This window comes from Nocardia sp. 852002-20019_SCH5090214, assembly GCF_001665865.1.
In the GTDB taxonomy this organism is placed as follows: Bacteria; Actinomycetota; Actinomycetes; order Mycobacteriales; family Mycobacteriaceae; genus Nocardia; species Nocardia nova.
Window position 1 is genome coordinate 32829 of the sequence record NZ_LZMK01000420.1, and the last position, 19894, is coordinate 52722.

The window sequence follows — 19894 nt, forward strand, 5'->3', positions numbered from 1 at the left end:
AACTATTCGCCCGCGTCCAGTCGCCGGAGCAGCCGCTGGGCGGCGGCGCGCAGCCCGGCCGGGTCGCCGGTGACACCGAGCACCCGCAGCGCGGCGTCGGGGATGGCGGTTTCCGCGTAGTCGGGGGCGGTGCCCTCGTCGGAGCGAATGTTGATAACCGTTTCCACCATCCGGAAGGGCAGGACATGCGCGCCGGGGACGCCGGCGGGTGCGGCCTCGATCGCCGCCGCCGCCAGTTCCTCGTAGTGGCGGCGCAACCGGGCCCGGCGGCTGCGGAAGTCGGCGAATCTGTCGCTGCGCAGTTCGGGCAGCAGATACAGCGCGCCGAGATTCCATTTGGCGGCGCACAGCTGGCGCACGTCGGCCCGGGCCAGTGCGTACAGCCGCACCGCGGCCGGATCGGGTTCGGCACGCAACCGCTCGGCCAATTCCAAAGGGCCGGTGATGGTTTCGGCGAGCAGCGCGTCCAGGATGTCGTCCTTGGCGGCGAAATGGTGATAGAGCGACGCCTGCCGGATACCGACCGCGTCGGCGATACCGCGCGTGGACGTGCTGCCGTACCCGTTGGCCGTGAACAATTCCGCTGCGGCGTCGAGGATCTCGGCGCGCGGTGTCCGCCCGCGACGGCTGCGCTGATCGACGCGAGGACGGCCCGGACCCAGGTGTGTCACCGTCTCATCCTGCCATCGCCACCGCCGCGCGGACCGGCTCTACGCCGCGCACCACGTCCCACCTGCGGTTGTGAAATATCTGTCACTCGACAGAAATACCGGCAACGCAGACGTTACGCGGGTTACCGCAAGCGATACACAGCCGTCACCGAAAGCGCGATCCGGCCCGCAAAACTGTCACCTGATAGATATTGGCCGCGACGCCGAAGGACAGCCCATGGCCATCACGCTCGATCCCCCCTCGCAATCCCCGATCGGTGACAGCGCCGATCTCGAACGTTTCGGATATCAGCCGGTGCTGCATCGCAAACTCGGCCGTTACGCCTCGTTCGCCGCGGGATTCTCCTTCGTCTCGATCCTCACCACCATCTTCCAATTCTTCGGATTCGGTTACGGTTTCGGCGGCGGCGCGTTCTTCTGGACCTGGCCGATCGTGTTCGCCGGCCAGTTCCTCGTCGCGCTGAATTTCGCGGAACTCGCCGCGCGCTATCCCATCTCGGGCTGCATCTACCAGTGGTCGCGCCGGCTCGCCGGTGAGGTGGTCGGCTGGTTCGCGGGCTGGATGATGATCATCGCCCAGATCGTCACCGCCGCCGCGGCCGCCATCGCGCTACAGGTGGTCCTGCCCTCGATCTGGAGCGGCTTCCAACTGGTCGGCACCGATACCGCCCTCACCTCCACCGACGGCGCGGCGAACGCGGTCCTGCTGGGCAGCGTGCTGCTCGTGATCACGACGGTGATCAATGTGATCGGCATCGATCTGATGGCCCGGATCAATTCGATCGGCGTCACGGTCGAAATCGTGGGTGTGCTCGCCGTCATCGCCCTGTTCTTCACCCATACCGAACGCGGCGCCGATGTGGTCCTGCAGACCGACCAGGCGGCGCCCGGCCCGTACTGGGCGGCGTTTCTGGTCTCCGGCTTGATGGCCGCCTACGTGATGGTCGGATTCGATTCCGCCGGAGAGCTTTCCGAGGAGACCAAGAATCCGCGCCGGGTCGCACCGCGCACCATCCTGCTGGCGCTCGCCGCCTCCGCCCTCGGCGGCGGCCTGCTCCTGCTGGGCGCGTTGATGGCCGCACCGAGCGTCAGCGACGGTCACCTGGCCACCGACGGACTGGCCTACGTGATCACCGCCAAACTCGACAGTCCGGCGGGCACCGTGCTGCTGAGCTGTGTCGCGGTGGCGATCACGGTGTGCACCTTGGCCATTCAGACCGCGGGTTCACGGCTGATCTTCTCGATGGCCCGCGACGGCCGCCTGCCGTTCGCGTCTCGGCTGGCCGCCGTGCACCCGCGCTTCGGCACCCCGATCCTGCCCGCGGTGATCATCGGCGTGCTCGCCGTGGCGCTGCTGGTGGTGAATCTCGGCAACGCCGCGCTGTTCGCGACGCTGGCCAGTGTCTGCATCGTGACGCTGTATGTGGCATATCTGCTGGTCACCGTGCCGCTGCTGATCCGGCGGCTGCGCGGGCTGCCCGCCGCCGAGCCCGGCCTGTTCTCGCTGGGTCGCTACGGCATCGCGGTGAACGTCGCGGCGGTGGTGTGGGGCATCGCGATGGCGGTGAATCTGGCCTGGCCGCGCGCCGAGGTGTACACGCCCGCCGGTGGCGGCTGGTGGATGCTCTGGGCCGCACCGCTGTTCCTGCTCCTGACCGTCGCGGTGGGCGCGGTCGTGCACCGCATCGTCACACCCCGCGCCGCGGCAGCCGAGGCCCGGCCCGCGCCGCAACCCGCCTGAGGAACCTTTCCATCCGACTGCGAGGAGACACCATGTCCGCAACCGCCTCCACCGTGGGCGCCCGCGACCACGCGCGAGCGCAAGCCGCGGCCGCCACCGTCGCCGGCCCCGACCTGCCGGACGGCCTCGACACCACGAAAGTGACCTTCGCCCAACGGGTTCCGGGCAACGGATACACCACCGCGGTGCTCGCCCGCGGCACCCGGCTCCGGCTGGCCGATCCGGACGGCGCCGCCGGTGCCCACCTGCTGCTCCTGCGGGCCGAGGCACCGTGGGAACGGTTGAACGTCGCCGACACGATCAAGGTGCCGTGGCAGGCCTACCCGGGCCCGGGCCATCCGCTGCTCTCGGATCAGGGGCGCGTCCTCGCCACGATCGTCGCCGACACGTCCGGCCGGCACGACACGCTGTGCGGCCCGACCCCCGAGGTACGGCGAACGCTGCGGGTCGCGGGAGCGAAACACGGTCTCACACCGCGCGATATCGGCCCTTCGGTCGCACTGTTCCGCGGTGTGCGCGTCGGCGCGGACGGCACCCTCACCGCCACCGGCAGCGCCGGCCCGGGCAGCTCGGTCGAATTGCTGATCCACCTGCCGCTGACGGTCCTGATCGCCAACGGCACGCATCCGCTCGACGACCGGCCCGCCACGCCGCTCGACGTCGTCGCCTGGCGCGGCGCCGGGGAGCCGGACGGCACCGAAGACACCGAGCCGGAATATCGCCGGGCCGTGCAAAATACCGAACAGGCCTGGCTGGCCGCACACGATCCGGAGGCGATCGCGTGACCACCGTGACCGAACGCACCGTCGTCCTGGACGAGACCGTGGCCGCCTGCGCGCCGTGGTCGACCGTGGTCCGGGCGGGCCAGCAGTGGCAGATCATCGATCTGTACGGAAACCAGGCGGTGGACTGCCTGCTCTACTCGGCCGCCGACCACGCCGACCGCTACAGCGCCCAAGCGACCGTCGCCGCCCAGCGCAACATCTTCCTGACTACCGGCAGCGTGCTCCGTGCCGAATCCGGCACGGCACTGATGACCGTGGTCGCCGACGAGGTCGGCAACCACGACACCATCGCCGGCGCGTGCTCGCAGGAATCCAACACCCTGCGCTACGGTCACCACACCCGCCATCAGCACGCCTGCGTGGAGAACTTCCTCACCGAGGCGCTGCGATGGGGGCTCGGCAAGCGCGATCTGGTCTCGAATATCAACTGGTTCATGAACGTTCCGGTCGAGGCCGACGGCACCCTCGGTATCGTCGACGGGCTCTCCGCACCGGGCAAGTCGGTGACGCTGCGTGCCGAGATCGACACCCTCGTCCTGATCTCCAATTGCCCGCAGATCAACAACCCCTGCAACGGATTCGATCCGACGCCGGTACGCATGGTGGTGACGCAATGACGACAGCGACCGAAATCGAGTTCGGCACAACGACTCCGGACACAGAAGCCGCCGACATCGAGGTAGTGCGCCCGGGCATGCTCACCACCGTGCAGGACTGGCCGGGCCGTGTCGGCTACTGGCACGTCGGTGTCCCGCCGTCGGGACCGATGGACGACCTGTCGTTCCGGCTCGGCAACCGCGCGCTGGGCAACGACGAGGGCGCCGCCGGACTCGAATGCACCCTCGCCGGGCCGGCGCTGCGATTCCGCACCGCGACCCGGGTGTGCGTGACCGGTGCGCCCGCGACGGTGACCGTCGACGGCGAGCGCGTACGGCAATGGCGCACCGTCGAGGTCCCGGCGGGCGGCACGCTGGATATAGGCGCTGTGCAGGGGCCGGGGATGCGGACCTACGTGCTGTTCGCCGGCGGTCTGGCTCTGCCCGACTATCTCGGCAGCGCAGCCACTTTCACGCTCGGCAGGTTCGGCGGCGGCACCGGCGCCGCCCTTCGGGACGGCGACCGGTTACCCCTGGGCGAGGCGACCGGCCCCATCGGGGCCGGGGTGCCGATGGCCGAGCAGCCGGTGCTGACGCGACGATGGGAACTCGCGGTCACCGAGGGTCCGCACGGCGCACCGGAATTCTTCACCCGGGCCGATATCGACACCATCCTCGGCACCGACTACGAGGTGCATTTCAACTCCGATCGAACCGGAGTGCGGCTGATCGGGCCGAAACCGCACTGGGCGCGCAGCGACGGCGGCGAGGCCGGACTGCATCCCTCGAACATCCACGACACCGCCTATTCGGTCGGCGCCCTGGACTTCACCGGTGATACGCCGATCCTGCTGGGGCCGGACGGTCCCAGCCTCGGCGGATTCGTCTGTCCCGTCACGGTTGTCGCGGCGGAGCGCTGGAAACTCGGCCAGCTCTCCCCCGGTGACACCGTGCGCTTCGTTCCGGTCCGCGCCGACCGGGCCGCCTCGATCCGCGCCCTGGGCGCGGCCCGGCGCGCCGACTGGCCGATCGTCCTGTCCGACGGCGGTGACGGCGACGACGGCATCCTGGCCCGCGCCGACGCCGACGACACCACCGCCGTCACCTATCGCCGCGCCGGCGACGACGGTGTACTCGTCGAATACGGTGATATGACACTGGATCTCGGGCTGCGCGCCCGCGTCCACGCCCTGCACCGGCATCTGCTCGAATACGCCGAGCCGGGGATCACCGAACTGACACCCGGAATCCGTTCGCTGCAGGTGCGTTTCGATCCGGACCGGCTGGCCACGCCGAAACTGTTGCGACTGCTGCGCGAGGCCGAATCCGCCCTGCCCTCGGCCGCGGAACTGGTGGTGCCCAGCCGCACGGTGCACCTGCCGCTCTCGTGGGACGATCCGGCCACACGGGAGGCCATCATCCGCTATATGCACGGCGTGCGGGCCGATGCGCCGTGGTGCCCGTGGAATATCGAATTCATTCGCCGGATGAACGGATTGGGCACGGTCGCAGAAGTTTTCGATACCGTCTTCGCCGCCGAGTACCTCGTGCTCGGGCTCGGCGACGTGTACCTCGGCGCGCCGGTCGCCACGCCGACCGATCCGCGCCATCGCCTGGTCACCACCAAATACAATCCGGCCCGCACCTGGACGCCGGAGAATGCGGTCGGCATCGGCGGCGCCTACCTGTGCATCTACGGCATGGAGGGGCCCGGCGGATATCAATTCGTCGGCCGGACCACGCAGGTGTGGAACCACCGGTCCACCGGCGAGGCCGAAGATCCCTGGCTACTGCGGTATTTCGATCGCATCCGCTGGTATCCGGTATCCGCGGAGGAACTGCTGGACCTGCGGGCCGACGTCGGCCGCGGCCGTGGCGTACTACGTGCGGAGGAGGGCGAATTCCGTCTCGCCGAATACCGCGATTTCCTGTCCGCCAACGCCGAATCCATCGCCGCCTTCCGCGCGGTTCAGGCGGAAGCCTTTGCCGCCGAGCGTGATTCGTGGCAGGCGGCGGGCGAATTGCACGAACGAGGATGAGGACACCGACGTGAGCATCTGGATTCACCGCTGTGCCGACGATCCGGGCCCGCACGGCCCGGGACCGTTGGCAGGCCTGCGGGTGGCCGTCAAGGACAACGTCGACGTGGCCGGCCTGCCGACGACCGCAGGCTGCCCGGACTACGCCTATCTACCCGAACGCGACGCGCCCGCGGTCGCGGCCCTGCGCGCCGCGGGTGCGGTGGTGGTCGGCAAGACCAATATGGATCAATTCGCGACCGGTCTGGTCGGCACCCGCTCGCCCTACGGTCCGGTCTCCGATTCGCGGCGGCCCGAATTCATCTCGGGCGGTTCGAGTTCCGGGTCGGCGGTGGCCGTCGCGACCGGTGCGGCCGATATCGCCCTCGGCACCGATACCGCGGGTTCCGGGCGCGTTCCGGCGGCGCTGCAGGGCATCGTCGGCATCAAACCGACCGTAGGAGTCGTCTCCACCGAGGGGGTCGTCCCGGCCTGCCGTTCCTACGATTGCGTGACGATCTTCGCCGCCGACCCGGCACGTGCCGACCAGGCGATGGGAGTGATGGCCGCCGAGGCGCCCGGACGTGCCTGGCCCGCCGATACCAGGCTGGCGGCGCCGCCGCGCCCGACCGTCGCGATCTTCGCCGACCTGCCGGAACTCGACCCGGTGTGGCGGGCGGCCTTCGAGCGGGCCGTCGCCGTGTTACGGCAGCGCGGCGCGACCATCGTGGAGATCGCCCCGGAGCCGTTCCTGGCCGCGGCCCGGCTGCTCTACGACGGTGCGCTGGTCGCCGAAAGATACGCCGCGGTCGGCGAATTCGTCGAGTCGCGCCCCGACGCCGTCGACCCCACCGTCGCGAGCATCATCCGCGCCGCGGGCGCGATTCCGGCGCATCGGCTGGTCGCCGATCGCGCCGAACTCGAGCGCTTGCGCGCCCTCGCGATGGACAGTCTGGGTGACGCCGACGCCCTGCTCGCGCCGACCGCCCCGATGCATCCCACCATCGCGCAGGTCGAGGCGGATCCGATCGGGATCAACTCCCGCATGGGCACCTACACCAACTTCTGCAATCTGTTCGATCTGTGCGCGGTGGCCGTTCCGGCCGGCACGGCGGGCGAATCCTGTTTCGGCGTCACGGTTTTCGCTCGGCCGTTCGAGGATGCGGTGGCCTTGGACATCGCCGTGGCGATCACCGGTGATGCGGAGATCACGCGGCCGTGGCCCCTGGCGGTGGCGCCGGTGTGCGAGCTGATCGTGTTCGGGGCACATCTGCGCGGCCAGCCGTTGGAACACCAGTTGCATGCGCTCGGCGCGCGCTGGGCCGGGCCGGTCCGCACGGCCGCGGCCTATCGCCTCGCCGCCCTGGACACCACCCCACCGAAACCCGCGGTGACCCGCTGCGAGGGCGGTGTGTCCGTCGGGGGCGAACGCTGGTTGCTCTCCCCCGCCGCTCTCGGCCGCTTCCTCGCCGCATTACCGGCGCCGATGCAGCTGGGCGCCGTCGAACTCGACGACGGCACCTGGCACACCGCATTCGGATGTGACGGGACCGCCGCGGCGGAAGGGAAGGACATCAGCGAATACGGTGACTGGCGCGCGGCCCTCGCGGCCGGGGCCGTGGGCTGATCAATCCAGGGCCGTGGCGACCGGACGCTCCGGATCCGACGACCACTGCGACCACGAACCCGGGTACAGCGCGGCCGACACTCCGACGACCGACAACGCCGCGATCTGGTGCGCTGCGGTCACCCCGGAACCGCAGTAGACCGCCACCGGACCGGAGACGAGATCGGAGAACCGCGCCCGCAACTGGTCCGGAGTTTTGAAAGTGCCCTCGGACGTGAGGTTTTCCACGGTCGGCACGCTCACCGCGCCGGGAATGTGGCCGGCGCGCGGGTCGATCGGCTCGACCTGCCCGCGATAGCGTTCCCCGGCTCGCGCGTCCAGCAGCGCGCCCGGCCAGCCCGCGACCTCGTCGGCATCCACCACCGGCATATTGCCGGGGGTGAGCACGACGTCGCCGGGCGCCGGGTCGGGTTCGGTGCCGACGGCCAGATCGCCGCCGCCGCGTTCCCACGCGGGCAGGCCGCCGTCGAGAATGCGCACGTCGCGCAGGCCCGCCCAGCGCAGCAGCCACCACGCCCGGGCGGCGGCCATGCCGCCGGTGGCGTCGTAGACGACCGTCGGCTCCCCGGTGCGCAGTCCCCAGCTGCGCGCGCATTTCTGCAGGTGAGTGAGCGTCGGCAACGGGTGGCGGCCGTGCGCCGGGGAGGGCGGGGCGGCCAGCTCGGTCTCCAGATCGACGAAGATCGCGCCGGGAATGTGGCCGGCGAGATAGTGCTGGGGACCGTCGGGATCGCCCAGCGCCCAGCGCACATCCAGCAGATGCGTCCGGCTCTCGCTGTCCGCCAGCGATTTCCGGAGTTCTTCGGGGGAGATCAGTACCGCGGTCAAGCCCGGCTCCTCAGTCAACAGATGTACCCGTGACGCGAACACGTGTCAGCCTACGACACGGGCGCGTCCCGGCGAGTCAGCATCCACCGCACGACCAGGCCCGCGACCACCGCCCAGAACGCGGCACCGATGCCGAACACCGCGATCCCGGAGGCCGAGACCAGGAAGGTCACCGTGGCCGCGACGCGATGTTCGGCCACCCCGAGCGCCGCGGTGAGGGCGGCGGCGAAGGTGCCGAGGAGGGCAAGTCCGGCAACGGTTTCCAGCACACCGGCGGGCGCGGCGGCGGCGAGCGCGACCAGCGCCGCGGCGGCCGGGGCCAGCACGAGATAGGACGCCCCGGCGGCCATGGTGGCCGCCCAGCGCCGGCGCGGATCGGGATGGGCCGAGGGCGCGGCCGCCAACGCCGCGCTGATCGCGGCCAGGTTGATCGCATGCCCGCCCGCCGGAGCGCCCACGATGGTTCCCAGGCCGGTGACGGTCATCGACGCCCGCCACGGCACCCGATAGCCGAACGAGCTCATGACCGCCACGCCGGGTATGTTCTGCGCGGCCATCGTGACCACGTACAGCGGAATCGCGATGCCGATGACGGCCTGCCAACTCCAGTGCGGCACAGTGATTTCCAGTTTCGGAATCAGATCGGCGACCGGAATCGAGCGATGTCCGGCGATCATCGAGATTCCCGCCCCGGCCACCGCGGTGGCGAAGGCGCCGGGCACCGCCCACCGCTGCGCGTACCGCTGCAGCACCACCCACACCACCAGCACGGGCGCCACCACTGCCGCACTCGAGGTGGTCAGGGCCCGCAGCGGCGCGAGGCAGAGCGGCAGCAGGACACCGGCGAGCATGGCCTGCGCGATCTCGACCGGGATCGCGGTGATCAGCCGGCCCAGCCGTGACCAGCAGCCGGTGAGAACGATCAATAAGCCGGTGACCGCGAACGCCCCCACCGCCGCGGGCCAGCCGCCGGTTACCGCGCCGGCGCCGGCCAGCAGCGCCGCACCGGGAGTCGACCAGGCGAGGGTGATCGGCATGCGATAGCGCCGGCTCAGGATCCACATGCCCAGCGCCTGGGTGACACAGACGGCCAGCAGGCCCGAGGCGGCCTGCGCCGGTGTCGCGCCGACCGCGGTCAGTCCCGCCAGCACGACGGCGAACGAACTGGTGAAACCGACCAGCGCCGCGATGATCCCGGCGCCGACCGCTTGTCCGGTACCGCCGGGCCCGTGTTCGCCCTCGACCGCCGCTCGGAGGCCCATCTGCCCCTCGGCGACATCGGGCGGGCGGGAGGCGGAATCGGTGGCAGTCACCGAGCTATCTTCGCGGGCGGCTGGCCCCGCCGTCAGCGGCCAGTACGCCGGAACTGGACCGAATTCTCGCCGGCATCGGATCGCCCTGCGTCGTTTCGTCCGGCATCCTGTCGCGATGCTGCCGCCTCGTCGGCTCCGGCCAGTCGCTGTAGCAGCGGCGCGGTGCGCGGCCCGACCAACTGCTGCATGACCAGCGCCATATTGGTGCGCTGCACGCCCGCGATCTTCAGGATCGCGCCGGTGATCCGATACAGATCGTCGGCGTCGCGCGCGACCACGCGAACGGTCAGATCCGTCTGCCCGGTGGTGCCGCACACCTCGGTGACCTCGGGGATCTCGGCGAGTTCGGACACCACGTCGGCGAGCCGATGCTGATCGACCACCACCGCGACGAAGGCCGCGAGCCGGTAACCGAGTGCGCGCGGGTCCACCCGCCGCTCGAATCCGGCCAGCACACCGGCGGCCTCCCATCGGGCGAGCCGGGCCTGCACGGTGTTACGGGACAGCCCCAGCCGCGTGGCCAGTTCCACCCCGGTGGCACGAGGGTTGGCAACCAGTTCCAGCAGCAGCCGGGCGTCGGTGGCGTCGATAGTCGCCGGGGCGGGTTCGGCACTGGGCATGTTACGCAGTATGACAGCTCCTACCCGGTCGGGATCGAGCATTCTGCACAGTTCGCGTGTCGCCACTTGCGCATCCCGCTCAATCGTGGATGCTGTGAAGTACAGCACACAGCTGGCGAAGAGCAGTCCGCCGGATCGCGAGGGACGGAAGACCCCGTCGTACGCGGCAACGAGGAGGTGACGGCTGTGCACAACACCACTACGCACAACACCACCGCGCACAACACCACAACCAGGCACGACACCGGGACGAACCCCTATCCCGTGCAACTGGTCCAGCCCGACGGGCGCCGCGTTCTCGACCGCGAGCACGCGGCCCTGATCGCGGATATCGGTCCGGCCGAACTGCGCGAACTGTACGAGGACCTGGTCGTCACCCGCCGCATCGACGTCGAGGCCACCGCATTGCAGCGGCAGGGCCAACTCGGCCTGTGGGCCCCGCTGCTCGGGCAGGAGGCATCGCAGATCGGCTCGGCTCGCGCGCTGCACGACGACGACTATGTCTTCTGCAGCTACCGCGAGGCGGGTGTCGCCTACTGCCGCGGCGTGGATCCCACTCTCATCACCCGGCTGTGGCGGGGCGTCGCGCATTCGTGCTGGGACCCGGACGAGATCAATATGACCAATCCGGCCATCGTCGTCGGCTCTCAGGGCCTGCACGCCACCGGCTACGCCTACGCCGCACACCTGGAAGGTGCGGAGATCGCGGTGCTGACCTACTTCGGTGACGGCGCCAGCAGTCAGGGCGATATCGCCGAGGCGCTCGGCTTCGCCGCCACCTGGAGTGCGCCGGTGGTGTTCTTCTGCCAGAACAACCACTGGGCGATCAGCGAACCGGTAGAGGTGCAGAGCCAGACGCCGATCGTCCGGCGCGCCTACGGGTACGGCATACCGGGCGTCCAGGTCGACGGCAACGACGTGCTGGCGGTGCTGGCGGTGACCCGCCAGGCCGTCGCCCGCGCCCGCGCCGGCGGCGGCCCCTCGTTCATCGAGGCCATCACCTATCGGATGGGCCCGCACACCACCGCCGACGATCCCACCCGCTACCGTTCGGCCGCGGAAACCGAACTGTGGAAGCGCCGCGATCCGATCGACCGCATGCGACGGCTGCTCGAGCGAGAGGGTTTGTGGGACAGCGACTTCGAGCGGCGGGTCACCGAACGCGCCGACGCGGTCGGTGCCGCGGTCCGCACCGCGACCATCGACATGCCCGATCCGGATCCGATGCAGCTGTTCGAGCACGTCTACACCACCCCGCATCCCCTGATCGCCGCCGAGCGCGACGAGTACTCCGGATACCTGGCGGATTTCGAGGAAGGAGTACGGGCATGATCACCACCTTCGCGAACGCGCTGAACACGGGGATGCGCCGGGCCTTGGAGGACGATCCGAAGGTCGTGCTGATGGGTGAGGACATCGGGCGGCTCGGCGGCGTATTCCGGGTGACCGACACGCTGCAGAAGGACTTCGGCAACAATCGCGTCATCGACACGCCGCTGGCCGAATCCGGCATCATCGGAACGGCTTTCGGAATGGCACTGCGCGGTCTGCGGCCGGTGTGCGAGATCCAGTTCGACGGATTCGTCTACCCGGCCTTCGACCAGATCGTTTCGCAGGTCGCCAAGATCCACTACCGCACGCAGGGCAAGGTCCGCGCCCCGATCACCATCCGGATTCCCTTCGGCGGCGGAATCGGTTCGGTCGAACATCATTCGGAGTCACCGGAGGCGTATTTCGCGCATACCGCCGGACTGCGCGTGGTGTCGCCGAGCACGCCCGAGGACGCGTATCGACTGTTGCGCCAATCGATCGCGTGCGACGACCCGGTCGTCTTCTTCGAACCGAAGCGACGCTACTGGGACAAGGCCGATCTCGATTTCACCGCTCTGGACGCCGATCCGCTGCCCATGGACCGGGCACGCATCCGCCGGTCGGGCCACGACGCCACCCTCGTCGCCTACGGCGGGATGGTCGCCACCGCGCTGACGGCGGCCGAAATCGCGGCCGGAGAGGGTCATTCACTCGAGGTGATCGATCTGCGCAGCCTGTCGCCGATCGACTTCGACACCATCGAGGAATCGGTGCGCCGGACCGGCCGGCTGATCGTCACACACGAAGCGCCCGTCTTCGCCGGACTCGGTGCCGAGATCGCCGCGCGCATCGCCGAACGGTGTTTCTACTACCTCGAGGCGCCGGTCCTGCGCGTCGGTGGCTTCGACATCCCCTATCCCCCGGCTAAGCTCGAACGGCACCACATGCCAGACCCGGACCGCATTCTCGACGCGGTCGATCGAACCTTCGCCGCCTGATAACTGTTCGGACAGAGGTGCCCGTTGGAAGACCCTGCTGTGGACGACAACAATCACATACTCGAGTTCCGGCTGCCCGATCTCGGGGAGGGATTGACCGAGGCCGAACTGATCTCCTGGTCGGTGGCCGTCGGCGATACCGTCGAGCTCAATCAGACCATCGCCGAGGTGGAGACCGCCAAGGCGCAGGTGGAACTACCGTGTCCGTTCGCCGGGCAGGTCGCCGAGCTGCTGGCCCGGCCCGGTGAAACGGTGGCGGTCGGCGCACCGCTGATCAGAGTGCGCGCCGATGCCGGCGAAGCTTCCACGACGGCAGCCGCGGCTTCCGGGGCTACCGGCGAAGCTTCCGGGGCCGCCGAGGGCCGCACGTCGGTGCTCGTCGGTTACGGCCCCGGGGCCGAAGCGCCGACCCGGCGTCGCTCCGCGAAAAACGGTGCGGCGAAGCCGCATTCGGCCGCGCCCGCACGCGGCGAGGAGATTCCGCCGGAGTTCCCGGGCCGCCCGCCCGCCACTCCGGCCGCCCGCCAGCTGGCTCGCGAACTCGGTATCAATATCGCCTTCGTGGCCGGCTCCGGTCCGGGTGGGGCGGTGACGGTCGAGGATGTGCGCCACGCGGTGCCGGTATCGCAGCCGCCGCGCCGAGTGCGGACCGAGGAGGAGGCCGCCGACGCGCCCCGTCCGGCCGCCCCGCCGGTGCCGACCATGCGGCCCGACGGCGGCGTCATCCGGCCGACGCCGAGCGAACGCGAAACCCGCACCCCGGTCAGCGGCGTCCGCAAGCGCATCGCCGCGGCCATGACCACCAGCGCCCGCACCATCCCGCAGGCCAGCGCGTTCGTCACCACCGATTTCACCGCCTCGATGGAACTGCTCGACCACCTGCGCAGCACCGACTCCTTCACCGGCCTGTCGCTCACTCCGCTGGCGCTGGTCGCGAAGGCGACGCTGGCGGCGATCGCCGAATTCCCGGGGATCAACTCCTATTGGGACGCCGAGGCCGATCAGATCGTCACCAAGCATTACGTCAATCTCGGCATCGCCGTGGCCACCGAACGCGGCCTGCTCGTCCCCAAAATCAAGGAGGCGCAGTCGCTGAGCCTGCGCGAACTGTGCCGGGAGATCGGCTGGCTCGCCGATGTGGCGCGCGCCGGCTCGGCGACCCCAGCCGATCTGCGCGGCGGCACCTTCACCATCAGCAATGTGGGTGTCTTCGGTGTGGACACCGGTGTGCCGCTGGTCAACCCGGGCGAAGGCGCGATTCTGTGCCTGGGTTCGATCCGGAAACGCCCCTGGGTGTACCGCGACGAACCGGCGATCCGGTGGATCACCACGCTGGGTGTGAGCTTCGATCACCGCATGATCGACGGTGAGCTCGGCGCGCGGTTCCTGTCGACGGTGGCCTCACTGCTCGAGGATCCGCTGACCCTGCTGGGCCGGGTCTGAGGTCCCCCGGGGCGCCGGCGCCTAGGTCTCGTCGGTCACCAGCGCGGCGGCGGCGCTGCGGATGATCGCCGGGATCTCGACCGATTTGCGAGTCTCGTTGTCCACGTAGACGTGCACGAAGGTGCCGGTGGCGGCCAACTCCAGATCTTCCCCTGTGGTGTCGGCGGCGGTGCCGGCGTCCAGGACTCGGAAGATCGCCAGATCGTAGGTGATGCTGGAGCGACCGAGGCGGCTGATTCGCAGCCCCACCCGCAGTTGGTCGGGAAAACTCAGCGAGCCCAGATACTGGCACGAGGTCTGGGCGACCACGCCGATCGCGGGCAGTTCCCGGATGTCGGTGCCGGTCGCGGCCATCAACCAGGCGTTGACCGCGGTGTCGAAGTACGAGTAGTAGGTCACGTTGTTGACGTGGCCGTAGTGGTCGTTGTCGGCCCATCGGGTCGGCACCGGCCAGAGCACCGGGTAGTCCTGCTGTGTGGTCACCGCCCCGACAATAGTGACGCGACCTCAGCGACGCGGGCGGAGGCGGCGGTGAACCCGGCGCGCCGCCGAAACGTGTCGGTGGTAGGTCATACACTCGAATCGAAACCGGTTACATCCGGGGCCCGTGCGGTGACGTCGACGATGCCGTGATCGTTCGGGAGACGGGGAGCCGCCGACCGCGGTCGGCGCCGCCGAATCAACGACGCTTCGACGCACTCCTCCGCTCCGGAGTCGTACCCGCGGGGCAGGCGCTTCGGGTGTTGGGCCCCAAGGGGATCCACGTGCCGGGCCGCCCGGTCCGGCACGGCCTCTCGTGCGGTGAACAATCGGTGCGCGCCCGGTACCGTCGAATCGATGCATTCATCGGTGGAGACGACACGGCGCGGGACGGTTGCTCCGGCCGCTCGCCGCGCGCGGGCAGCGGTGTTCGCGACTTTCGCGCTCAACGGGTTCCTGGCCGCGATGTGGGTGGTGCACATTCCGGTCATCACCGATCGCACCGGGGTATCGCACGGAACCCTGGGATTACTGATTCTGGTGATGGCCGGCAGCGGCATCGTCGGTATGCAGGCGGCGGGTCCGCTCGCCGACCGCTTCGGCAGCCGGGCTCTGGTCGCCGCCGCCGTCAGCTGGCTGATCGTGGCGGTGAGCGGGCCGGCGTGGGCGACCGGGCCGATCCAGCTCGGCCTTGCGCTCGCGATCTTCGGTTTCGGCAACGGCGCGCTCGACGTGTCGATGAACGCCCAAGCCGTGCAGGTCGAGCGGGTTTACGGCCGGCCGATCATGGCCGCGTTCCACGCACTCTTCTCCTGCGGCGGCCTGGTCGGTTCGCTCGCCGGCGCGGCGGCCATGCACGCCGGCGCCGATATCCGGGTGAGTTTCGCGGTCGCGGCGGTGCTGGGCCTGCTGGTGATGCTGGCCAGTGCGCCGAGTCTGCTCCCCCGCCCGCACACGACCTCGCACGTCGAACCGAGCGCCGCCGAATACGCCGCGCCGGCCGCCGACCACGCGGGCACCGCTGCCGCGGTGGCTCGCGAATCGGACGTGAAATCCGCCGTGGCATCGCATGATTGCCGCACCCGACGCGGCGAATCCGTGCGGCGGCGCATCCGGCGTCTGCTCCCGCCGAAGGTACTGGCCTTGGCCGCCATCGCTTTCGCCCTGCTGATGGCCGAGGGCGTGGCCAACGACTGGAGCGCCCTGCAGACGCACGAACACCTGGGGGTCGGCGACGCCACCGCCGCACTGTCGTTCGGCGCGTTCTCCATTGCGATGACCGTCGGCCGCTTCACCGCGGACCGGGTCAGCGAACGCTTCGGCCGCGTCGCCGTCGTCCGCTGGGGTTCGGTCCTCGGCGCCGCCGGCCTCGCCGTCATCATGGTCTCGCCGTGGCTGCCGCTGAGCCTCACGGGCTGGATCCTCGCCGGCCTCGGCCTCGCCGGCGGCGTCCCCCAAATCTTCACCGCCGCAGGCAATCTGGGCACCACCACCGCCGCCACCGACATGTCCAAGGTCTTCGGCCTCGGCTACCTCGGCTTCCTCGCCGGCCCCTCGGTCATCGGCTGGCTCGCCCAACTCACCTCCCTCACCCTCGCCTTCACCTTCCCCCTGATAGCCGTCCTGCTCTGCGCCTGGTTCGCCGGGACCGTCGGGGACGCACACCGAGTTGTTGACCTGGAGGACAAAAACCCGTAGGGTTGCGGTGTGGGCAGGCCGCGCAACTTCGAGACCGAGACCGTGGTGGATCGGGCGATGGATGCGTTCTGGACTCATGGGTATGCGAATACTTCGCCGGCGCAGCTGGCCGAGGCGACCGGGATCGGGAAGGGGAGTTTGTACAACACGTTCGGCAGTAAGCGGGAGCTGTTCGAGCGGGTGCTGAACCGCTACGACCGGATGGGGTCGGAAGTAGTCGGCGAGTTCATGGCGCGGCCGGGGACGGCACGGGAGTGCATCGGCGCGTTCATCCGGTTTCTGGTGGATTCCGATGTGGCGCAGCCTGTTCGGCGTGGCTGCCTGGCGGTGAACACCGCTACCGAATTCTCCGCACAGGATGCCGAGATCACGAAGGCGGTCCGGACCATGCAGGAGCACACCATGTCCGCCCTGGCCGAGCGGATCGATCAGGGTCGCCGCGACGGCGACGTGGCACAGGACGTCGATCCGCGAGCCGCCGCCGAATTCCTGATGAACACCATCGTGGGACTGCGCGTCATGGCCAAGACCAGCGATGCGGAGGCTCTGCACCGCATCATCGACACCGCACTGACCACATTCTGATATCCGGCCGCGGTCGCGGCCTTTTTCACACCCGAATTTTTGACCTTAAGTTCAAGAAAGGGAATCTCATGGACCTCGAACTGACCGGCAAGACCGCCGTCGTCACCGGCGCGAGCCGAGGCATCGGACTGGCGATCGCCGAGGCGCTGACCGCCGAGGGCGCGCTGGTGGTCGGCGCGGCGCGCACCGTCACACCGGAGCTCGAAAAGGCAAGCATCGCAGCCTATTCGGTCGACCTCGGTACCTCCGAGGGCGCCACCACGCTGATCGATTCGGCACTGCGCGAACTCGGCGGCATCGACATCCTCGTCAACAATGTCGGCGGCGGCGACGCCGATCGGCTCGGGCTGGGCGCATTCACCGACATCACCGACGAGCAGTGGCGAACCCTGTTCGACCTCAACCTGTTCAGCGCCGTCTGGACCACGCGCGCGGCGCTGCCCAGCCTGCTGGAACGCCGCGGTTCGATCGTGAACATCTCTTCGATCAATTCGCGTCTGCCCGCGGCCGGACCGACCGGCTACAGCGAGGCCAAGGCCGCGCTCACCTCGCTGAGCAAACGCCTCAGTGAGGAATTGGCCCCGCGCGGCGTGCGCGTCAACACCGTTTCCCCCGGTGTCGTGGGCACGCCGCTCTGGCGCGACCCGAACCGATTCGGCGGGAAACTTGCTGCGGCGCAGGGCATCTCGCACGATGATCTACTCGCGGGAATCAGCGAGAGTTTCGGCATCGCCTCGGGGCGGATCTCGGAGCCCGAGGAGGTGGCCGCGCTGGTCACCTTCCTCGTCTCAGCCCGGGCCGGCAATATCGTCGGCGCCGACTACATCATCGACGGCGGAACCTTGAAAGTCGCCTAGCCGCTACCGTTCGTGCTTGTGCCGCAGGCCGTTGCCCAGCGCCACGGCCGCGGCCAGCCACGCCCCGACACTCAGCACCGCAAAGCTGATCACGTAGGCGTGCAGCGACGGCACCCCGGTGTGCGCGCTCGGTCGTCGCAGTCGTCATCCACCGCGAGACCCGCTTCCCTGCTCTATGCTGACACGAGGAGGGGAAATGACATTTCAAGTCGATCCGGACGGAGTGCGGGCCGCGGCCGGGGAGTTGGCGCTACTACCGACCGAGGTCGACAATGCGCCGAAACTCGACGCCGATCCGGTGGCGAAATTGCTCGCGGGTTTGTCGGTAGGGACCGAACTCGGCAAGTCCAATGCGGCGAGTACGCAAGCCAAAGACGTTCTGAAGGCGCGTTTCGACGAGTTCTCAGCCCTGTTGGTGACGTGTGCAGACAGCTTTCACGGCAACGACCAAGACGCCGCTCAGCGCCTCGCCGCTGTCGCGGATCTGAATTCCGGCGACCCGCACGCGGGCCGGTAGCCATCATGCCGACTCCGAAAGAAGTACTGGCCATGGATACGTCGGGCCTGCAGGGCGTCGCCGACCGGGCCGGCCAGATTGCCGACGCTATCGTCAAAGTAGCGGGCACGCTGCACAAGACCATCCACGACGATCTGGCGTGGCAAGGCGCGGCTGCCCGAGCCGCTGAAGACAAAGCCGACCGCGAACAGACTCAGATGCGAGCGATTGCCACCGCATACGATGACCTCGGTGCCGCCTGCGCCGGCGCAGCTCGCGACCTTCAGTACCCGATAGCGGAAATCAAGACGATCTTTCAGCATTACGTCGTCCCGCCGGTTGCCGTCGCTGACGACTGGAGCGCAACCGGAATACAAGATCCGAATTCCGAAGCGGGCGTGCAGCTTTCTCGCCTGCCGGGACTGGTCGCCAGCCTCCGAACCGCCGATGCGCAATGGAGCGCCGCCATTGCCACGGCCAACGACGAACTGACGAGGCTGGCATCGACGACTACCTTGACGGCGATCAAGGTGGCCGATCAGAGCTTCAAATCGATGGATTCCCGCGCCGATCCGGATCGGATCCGTACCTCGGCCGCGGCGTTCCAGCAGTTGTTCGGGCGTCCGCCGACAACCGCATCCGACTGGAGTACAGCCGAGGTCCTGAACCCGAACAGCTATACCCCGGAGTTCAAGGGGGTCGGGCCCGAGATCCGTGTCGTCAAGATCACGCCCGTTCCTGGGCAGGGGGTGGTCCGATCGTCTCAGTACATCGAGCAACGTGACGTCTCCGACCCGGACCCCAACCCGCTCAATCTCAATCCCGGCGCTCGCGACTTGGGCAACAATCGAACGGCCGACCCGAACTTCGATCCCGAACATACGAAGGTCACTACGTATGTCGACTACGAGAACGGCATCGTCGTCATGCGCCAGAACCCGTCTGTCCGCGAGAACGACGACGGCAGCCCGGGCGAGGTCAAAGTTGGTGCGCCGGAAGGGAAAGTGTGGCAGAACCCAGACGGGTCGGTACGCATCCAATACGACGCGGGTAACCCACTGCCGCCCTCTTGGATGACCAAACCTCCCGGCCTGGATGGCCACGATGTCACGGTCAACGGCGATTTGGTGTTCCAGCCCGGTCCGAACGGGGTCCAAGTGAACGGGACGCGCACCGATTACCCATCATTGGAGGTGTATCAAGACACCCCCGACGGTCGCACGCAAACGATCGCGCTGGATCCGGCTCGATCCGGGAGCTCACTCGGCCCGGCTCTGAATCTGCCGTTTCACCATGACATCGGCGTGGGAGGTGCGGCCTTCGGTCCGTTCACCGAGTGGAACGATCGCTATGATGTGCCAGGCAATCCGAAGCCGTCGACATCGTTCGGTCCGGTCACGGCGCCGCCTACCGCCCCAGTGCAGCGGATACCCGCAGGGACGGCCTGAATGACGCCCTCTTCGTCGGAAGATGCGCGGTTCTGGCGCCTCGCCACATGGGGCGTCGCGGGTTTCTTCCTGCTGCAGTTGGTGGTCATGATCATCGCGGCGCGCGCGATGCACTCGGACACCGACGGCACGATCTTCGGTTCGTTTCTCGCCGCCTCGGTGGTAGGTACCCTGATCGCCTCGCTCCTTCGATGGAAGGCGCGGGGGCCCGCCCGCGGCGTAGCTCTTGCCGCAGTGACCACCGCGGGCATATGGCTCGGGTCGTCTGTCATCATCGGATGCCTCTATTTCGCGACCAGGTAGGAGCGTCCTGTGACCCGAGAACACTCCGCTCCGCAGCACAGGCGCGAAACCTGGTTCGGCCCACTGTCATTCAGAG

Annotated in this window: 18 protein-coding genes and 1 pseudogene; 14 read left to right on the plus strand and 5 right to left on the minus strand. The window is 68.8% G+C overall.

The genetic code is table 11. The features are described from left to right. Positions 1-2 precede the first annotated feature (2 nt). Complete coding sequence (locus A5780_RS35660; protein ID WP_064911237.1) at positions 3-671, minus strand: TetR/AcrR family transcriptional regulator; 669 nt, start codon at positions 669-671, stop codon at positions 3-5. A 217-nt stretch (positions 672-888) separates the two neighbouring features. Here A5780_RS35660 and A5780_RS35665 point away from each other — a divergent pair, with 217 nt between their 5' ends. Genes A5780_RS35665 through atzF form a run of 5 tightly spaced genes read left to right on the plus strand, consistent with a single transcriptional unit; the run spans position 889 to position 7438 of the window. Continuing rightward, entirely contained in the window at positions 889-2412 is a 1524-nt protein-coding gene (locus A5780_RS35665) for an amino acid permease (protein WP_063015871.1), read from the plus strand. Between the two features lie 32 nt (positions 2413-2444). Further along, positions 2445-3197 (plus strand): DUF1989 domain-containing protein, encoded by a 753-nt coding sequence (locus tag A5780_RS35670; protein ID WP_063015872.1) that lies wholly within the window; start codon positions 2445-2447, stop codon positions 3195-3197. Next, positions 3194-3814 carry an urea amidolyase associated protein UAAP2 gene (locus A5780_RS35675; RefSeq protein ID WP_030513661.1) on the plus strand — a complete coding sequence of 207 codons (621 nt, stop codon included), beginning with the start codon at positions 3194-3196 and terminating at the stop codon, positions 3812-3814. The genes A5780_RS35670 and A5780_RS35675 overlap by 4 nt, the downstream gene beginning before the upstream one ends. Next, positions 3811-5832: a 5-oxoprolinase/urea amidolyase family protein gene (locus tag A5780_RS35680; protein ID WP_082976912.1), complete on the plus strand. Its 2022-nt coding sequence runs from the start codon at positions 3811-3813 to the stop codon at positions 5830-5832. Before A5780_RS35675 ends, A5780_RS35680 begins: the two co-directional genes overlap by 4 nt. 10 nt (positions 5833-5842) lie before the next feature. Beyond that, entirely contained in the window at positions 5843-7438 is a 1596-nt protein-coding gene (atzF, locus tag A5780_RS35685; protein WP_064911238.1) for an allophanate hydrolase, read from the plus strand. Here atzF and A5780_RS35690 read toward each other — a convergent pair whose 3' ends face one another. The 3 genes and pseudogenes from A5780_RS35690 to A5780_RS35700 all read right to left on the minus strand — a co-directional run. After that, positions 7439-8254 (minus strand): sulfurtransferase, encoded by an 816-nt coding sequence (locus A5780_RS35690; protein ID WP_063015879.1) that lies wholly within the window; start codon positions 8252-8254, stop codon positions 7439-7441. It lies immediately after the preceding gene. Between the two features lie 62 nt (positions 8255-8316). After that, positions 8317-9528: a benzoate/H(+) symporter BenE family transporter gene (locus A5780_RS35695; RefSeq protein WP_064911266.1), complete on the minus strand. Its 1212-nt coding sequence runs from the start codon at positions 9526-9528 to the stop codon at positions 8317-8319. A 188-nt stretch (positions 9529-9716) separates the two neighbouring features. Then, positions 9717-10199: pseudogene (locus A5780_RS35700) on the minus strand (Lrp/AsnC family transcriptional regulator); the annotation flags it as partial. A 264-nt stretch (positions 10200-10463) separates the two neighbouring features. Between A5780_RS35700 and pdhA the strand changes: the two are divergent. The 3 genes from pdhA to A5780_RS35715 are packed head-to-tail and all read left to right on the plus strand — an operon-like array spanning position 10464 to position 13951. Beyond that, positions 10464-11531 (plus strand): pyruvate dehydrogenase (acetyl-transferring) E1 component subunit alpha, encoded by a 1068-nt coding sequence (pdhA, locus tag A5780_RS35705; RefSeq protein WP_064911267.1) that lies wholly within the window; start codon positions 10464-10466, stop codon positions 11529-11531. Beyond that, the gene (locus A5780_RS35710; RefSeq protein WP_063015967.1) at positions 11528-12508 is read left to right on the plus strand and encodes an alpha-ketoacid dehydrogenase subunit beta; all 981 of its coding nucleotides are present in this window, start codon (positions 11528-11530) and stop codon (positions 12506-12508) included. Before pdhA ends, A5780_RS35710 begins: the two co-directional genes overlap by 4 nt. Before the next feature lie 24 nt (positions 12509-12532). Then, complete coding sequence (locus A5780_RS35715; protein WP_064911239.1) at positions 12533-13951, plus strand: dihydrolipoamide acetyltransferase family protein; 1419 nt, start codon at positions 12533-12535, stop codon at positions 13949-13951. A gap of 21 nt (positions 13952-13972) precedes the next feature. Here A5780_RS35715 and A5780_RS35720 read toward each other — a convergent pair whose 3' ends face one another. After that, on the minus strand, positions 13973-14434 hold the full coding sequence (locus tag A5780_RS35720; RefSeq protein ID WP_082857200.1) for a thioesterase family protein: 462 nt from the start codon (positions 14432-14434) through the stop codon (positions 13973-13975). 354 nt (positions 14435-14788) lie between these two features. Here A5780_RS35720 and A5780_RS35725 point away from each other — a divergent pair, with 354 nt between their 5' ends. The 6 genes from A5780_RS35725 (at position 14789) to A5780_RS35750 (ending at position 19818) form a co-directional block, all read left to right on the plus strand. Then, entirely contained in the window at positions 14789-16129 is a 1341-nt protein-coding gene (locus A5780_RS35725) for an MFS transporter (protein ID WP_064911268.1), read from the plus strand. A 9-nt stretch (positions 16130-16138) separates the two neighbouring features. Then, positions 16139-16714: a TetR/AcrR family transcriptional regulator gene (locus A5780_RS35730; protein WP_064911240.1), complete on the plus strand. Its 576-nt coding sequence runs from the start codon at positions 16139-16141 to the stop codon at positions 16712-16714. Between the two features lie 68 nt (positions 16715-16782). Continuing rightward, complete coding sequence (locus A5780_RS35735; protein WP_064911241.1) at positions 16783-17571, plus strand: oxidoreductase; 789 nt, start codon at positions 16783-16785, stop codon at positions 17569-17571. A 196-nt stretch (positions 17572-17767) separates the two neighbouring features. After that, positions 17768-18088: a hypothetical protein gene (locus A5780_RS35740; RefSeq protein ID WP_064911242.1), complete on the plus strand. Its 321-nt coding sequence runs from the start codon at positions 17768-17770 to the stop codon at positions 18086-18088. 5 nt (positions 18089-18093) lie between these two features. Then, a complete protein-coding gene (locus tag A5780_RS35745) occupies positions 18094-19515 on the plus strand; it encodes a hypothetical protein (RefSeq protein ID WP_064911243.1) in 1422 nt (473 codons plus the stop codon). After that, a complete protein-coding gene (locus A5780_RS35750; RefSeq protein ID WP_063015960.1) occupies positions 19516-19818 on the plus strand; it encodes a hypothetical protein in 303 nt (100 codons plus the stop codon). Positions 19819-19894: the final 76 nt, after the last annotated feature.

Bases quoted from the DNA above. Each gene is read 5' to 3' on its own strand.
- A5780_RS35735 (WP_064911241.1), top strand. From the start codon at position 16,783: ATGGACCTCGAACTGACCGGCAAGACCGCCGTCGTCACCGGCGCGAGC.
- A5780_RS35670 (WP_063015872.1), top strand. From the start codon at position 2,445: ATGTCCGCAACCGCCTCCACCGTGGGCGCCCGCGACCACGCGCGAGCG.
- A5780_RS35665 (WP_063015871.1), top strand. From the start codon at position 889: ATGGCCATCACGCTCGATCCCCCCTCGCAATCCCCGATCGGTGACAGC.
- A5780_RS35710 (WP_063015967.1), top strand. From the start codon at position 11,528: ATGATCACCACCTTCGCGAACGCGCTGAACACGGGGATGCGCCGGGCC.
- A5780_RS35725 (WP_064911268.1), top strand. From the start codon at position 14,789: ATGCATTCATCGGTGGAGACGACACGGCGCGGGACGGTTGCTCCGGCC.
- A5780_RS35750 (WP_063015960.1), top strand. From the start codon at position 19,516: ATGACGCCCTCTTCGTCGGAAGATGCGCGGTTCTGGCGCCTCGCCACA.
- A5780_RS35745 (WP_064911243.1), top strand. From the start codon at position 18,094: ATGCCGACTCCGAAAGAAGTACTGGCCATGGATACGTCGGGCCTGCAG.
- A5780_RS35680 (WP_082976912.1), top strand. From the start codon at position 3,811: ATGACGACAGCGACCGAAATCGAGTTCGGCACAACGACTCCGGACACA.
- A5780_RS35695 (WP_064911266.1), bottom strand. From the start codon at position 9,528: ATGGGCCTCCGAGCGGCGGTCGAGGGCGAACACGGGCCCGGCGGTACC.
- A5780_RS35740 (WP_064911242.1), top strand. From the start codon at position 17,768: ATGACATTTCAAGTCGATCCGGACGGAGTGCGGGCCGCGGCCGGGGAG.